Genomic DNA, 3,258 nt, shown 5'->3' with positions numbered 1-3,258 from the left:
GCACAGTCATGAGGAATGCAGATACAAAACATGCAAGTAGTGTCTTCATCTCTCTCTCCCTTAATTTCCAGCTTCAGACCTACAGAGTTCTTCTCCAAGCAGATCGAAGATTTCAGGTCACAGTCAAACGAAGCGACTATTACCGGCGGCCAGCGTCCCGACGGCAATTCCTGAACCAAAACAAATTCGGGTAGGCAGGAAAGCCCGGCATGCCTGACCTCCCGCAACGTGCTGTCTTCTCGAGATCCTCGATGCGGCCTTACCGAGACGAATTCGCCTCTGCTCCCTCCATAACGATATCGCAAAAAAATGTATTTTCAATCGGAAAATGTCGTTTATATGGACTGAGCACCGACACTAAGGAGAATGTTATGCGCTTTTTAAGTTTTTCTGCTCGAGGACAACGCGGCCTTGCCTACAAGACCCAGACCACCTGGCTAGGACTCATGGAGGACGCGGCACGTTGGCCCGGCGACCTGGATGACATCGTTCGCTCAGGAGATTATGTGGCTGCCGCGGAAGCGCTGAAGACAGGCAAGCCCATCGACCTTGAACAGGTGACGTGCGAGCTGCCATTCCGACGGGCTGGCAAAGTTCTTTGCGTCGGACTTAACTATGCCGATCACGCCTCCGAATCGAACATGGTGCTGCCCGAATTCCCCACCGTATTCGTGCGCTTCAACAGCAATCTGGTGTCCCACAATGCGGACTTGGTTCAACCCAAAGTTTCAGCCATGTTCGATTATGAAGGCGAGCTTGTGGCTGTGATCGGTAAGGCCGGGCGAGCAATTCCGATCGACAGCGCGCTGGATCATGTGGCCGGCTATACCATTTTCAACGACGGCTCCATTCGAGACTATCAGCTGCGCACCACTCAATGGACGATCGGGAAGAACTTCGACAACACTGGCTCGATGGGCCCCGAATTCGTTACCAGCGACGAAGTTCCCGCAGGCGCCAAGGGTCTGCGCCTGCAGACGCGTCTGAACGGCGAAGTGCTGCAGGACGCGAATACCGACCTGCTCGTCTTCTCGATTGCCGACCTTGTCTCAAAGCTGAGCATCGGGATGACGTTGGAGCCAGGCGACCTTATCGTGAGCGGCACGCCGTCCGGCGTCGGCTTTGCACGCGACCCGAAGATCTTGATGCGGCCGGGCGACGTCTGCGAAGTCGAGATCGAGAAGATCGGCCTATTGCGCAACGCGGTGGTCGCCGAAGCGTGAACAACCTCGGGCGAGCTGGTACCCTTGCGGTGCGCGGCTTCACCGTTCCGCACGCAGCGCCGCGAAACGTATCCATCGTGCCATCCTCGGGCGCACCGGCAACCCACTGTCATCGTGCGCATCGTGTGTAAGGGCGAGGACTGGCGCCGCGGGGCAGCTCGATTGACACGCTGGAATCGGTGCCGCGGGGGCAGGTTGCCGCCGCTGGCCCGTTCGCAAGGCTTGCGACCGCAGCGTCTAAGGACGATCCCGGAGCGAAGCCAGCAGGATCGTCGAGATGCCGGAAATCATGATCATCCCCATCCCGATGAGCGCGAACTTATCGGGAAGCTCATTGAACACGACCCAGCCGAGCAGCGCGGCCCACACGAGATGGAAGTAGCTTGCAGGCGCGACGAGGGAGGCGGGCGCCAGACGGAAGGCGACAGAATACAAGATGTGACCAAGCGTGCTGAGCGCACCTAGCGCGCTCATCAAGGCCAGGTCATCGAGAGACGGCACGTTCTCGCGCAGATAGGGAATAGCGGCGACCCCGAACAGGATTGCACCCACCAGGCAAAGGTTCGCAGTCAGGGCGATGGAACTTTCCGTGTCGCTTAGTTTTCGCGTAAGAAGCTGGTATGCGGCGTACAATGCGACGTTGACCAGACAAAAAATAACGCCGAGGGTATCCAACCCACTGCCGGGCCGGACTATGAACATCACACCCATAAGCCCCAAGCTTGCCGATGCCCAGCCGGCCGCCCCGACCTTCTCGCCGAGTATCGGAGCAGCCAGCAGCATGACCAGCAACGGCGCACAGTAAACGATCGCGACAGTCTCGCCGATCGGCATCCGCTGCAACGCCAATCCCACCATCAAAGCACCTACCGTTATGCAGACACTGCGGACGGTGACGATCAGCGGTCTTCGGGTCGCCCAGAGACGGCGACCGAGGCGACGTGCGAGAAAGACGAGCAGCAGTAGCAGGCTGGAAAGAAACCGCCCGGCGATGACCACTTGCACGGGATGGCGTGCGACAAGAAGTTTTGTCAACGCATCGGCAAGCGCAAAGAAGAAGACGATGAACAGGACCAGCAGTACTCCCATCACTGGGCGGGCTGGGTTGCGAACGGCTGGGCCAATCATGCTCAATTGTCTCCGTACCCTCATGCGGCTTCCCGCGAATTGTACTGACGCGTCGGCGCACAATGTCCGAGGATAGTAGGCGGAAAAAGCCCGCTAACTGGCCTCGAATTGCCTCACGGCGCGCCACTCGCCGCTTCGGCCAGGCACCGGCGCAGGTCCCTCGCCTGGATCAGTCGGGGCAATCTCCGCGGAGGCGGACTTTTCATCGGATAGAGCTGGGGGCATCCTCGAAATGTATTTTAACAGGAAGCGGAGTGACGTAAGATTGGACATGATCTCACGAGACGAACAGGGCGAAATCGCTCATAAAAGCATGACCTCGCGCACCCACGAGAGGTTGTCTAACGCTATCATCACCGCCCGCTTCAGGCCTGGTGAAAAGCTCAAGATCGAAGCGCTCACGGACGAGTTCGATGCCAGTCTCGGCGCCGTGAGAGAAGCGCTCGCGCGCTTGACATCGGAGGGCCTTGTGTCGGCCCGACCGCAGCGGGGCTTCTTTGTCGCGCTGATATCGAGGCGGGACCTAATTGATCTGACTGAGACAAGAATTGAAATAGAACAGACATGCCTTGCATCATCGATTACTCACGGAGATCTGACATGGGAAGGTCGCGTACTTTCGATCGGGCACCAACTGTCCAAGCTCAGCGTCGGCCTTCACGATCGGGGCGGTAACGACAGCAACGAATGGCATAAGTATCATCAACGCTTCCACGAGGAGATTACAGCTGCCTGCGCCAACAGTTGGTGGCTGAAGTTGCGACAGCAGTTGTTCATCCAATCGGAACGATATCGCCGGTTGTCTGGTCCCCTCAATGAGAATGGCCGCGACATCGATGCGGAGCATCGGGCGATCATGGAGTCAGTGCTTGCTCGCGACATTACGACCGCCAGGGCTCTGCTCGCG

At 58.2% G+C, this 3,258-nt stretch carries 3 protein-coding genes; 2 read left to right on the top strand and 1 reads right to left on the bottom strand.

Annotated features, from left to right (window positions below; genetic code table 11):
• Nucleotides 1-371: 371 nt before the first annotated feature.
• Nucleotides 372-1,223: a fumarylacetoacetate hydrolase family protein gene (locus tag EN943_RS36205; RefSeq protein ID WP_127416528.1), complete on the top strand. Its 852-nt coding sequence runs from the start codon at nucleotides 372-374 to the stop codon at nucleotides 1,221-1,223.
• A 237-nt stretch (nucleotides 1,224-1,460) separates the two neighbouring features.
• Here the strand turns inward: EN943_RS36205 and EN943_RS36200 are convergent, their stop codons facing one another.
• Nucleotides 1,461-2,351 (bottom strand): DMT family transporter, encoded by an 891-nt coding sequence (locus EN943_RS36200; protein WP_164778580.1) that lies wholly within the window; start codon nucleotides 2,349-2,351, stop codon nucleotides 1,461-1,463.
• A 271-nt stretch (nucleotides 2,352-2,622) separates the two neighbouring features.
• Here EN943_RS36200 and EN943_RS36195 point away from each other — a divergent pair.
• The coding region (locus EN943_RS36195; RefSeq protein ID WP_245476108.1) for a GntR family transcriptional regulator at nucleotides 2,623-3,258 on the top strand (636 nt) is incomplete at its 3' end.

Source organism: Mesorhizobium sp. M7A.F.Ca.US.006.01.1.1 (genome assembly GCF_003997935.1).
In the GTDB taxonomy this organism is placed as follows: domain Bacteria; phylum Pseudomonadota; class Alphaproteobacteria; order Rhizobiales; family Rhizobiaceae; genus Mesorhizobium.
The sequence above is the reverse complement of the archived record's forward strand: the minus strand, read 5'-3'. Positions and strand labels throughout refer to the sequence as shown.

Excerpts from the sequence above, each read along its gene's own strand:
- EN943_RS36205 (WP_127416528.1), top strand. The coding sequence starts at position 372 with ATGCGCTTTTTAAGTTTTTCTGCTCGAGGACAACGCGGCCTTGCCTAC.
- EN943_RS36200 (WP_164778580.1), bottom strand. The coding sequence starts at position 2,351 with ATGATTGGCCCAGCCGTTCGCAACCCAGCCCGCCCAGTGATGGGAGTA.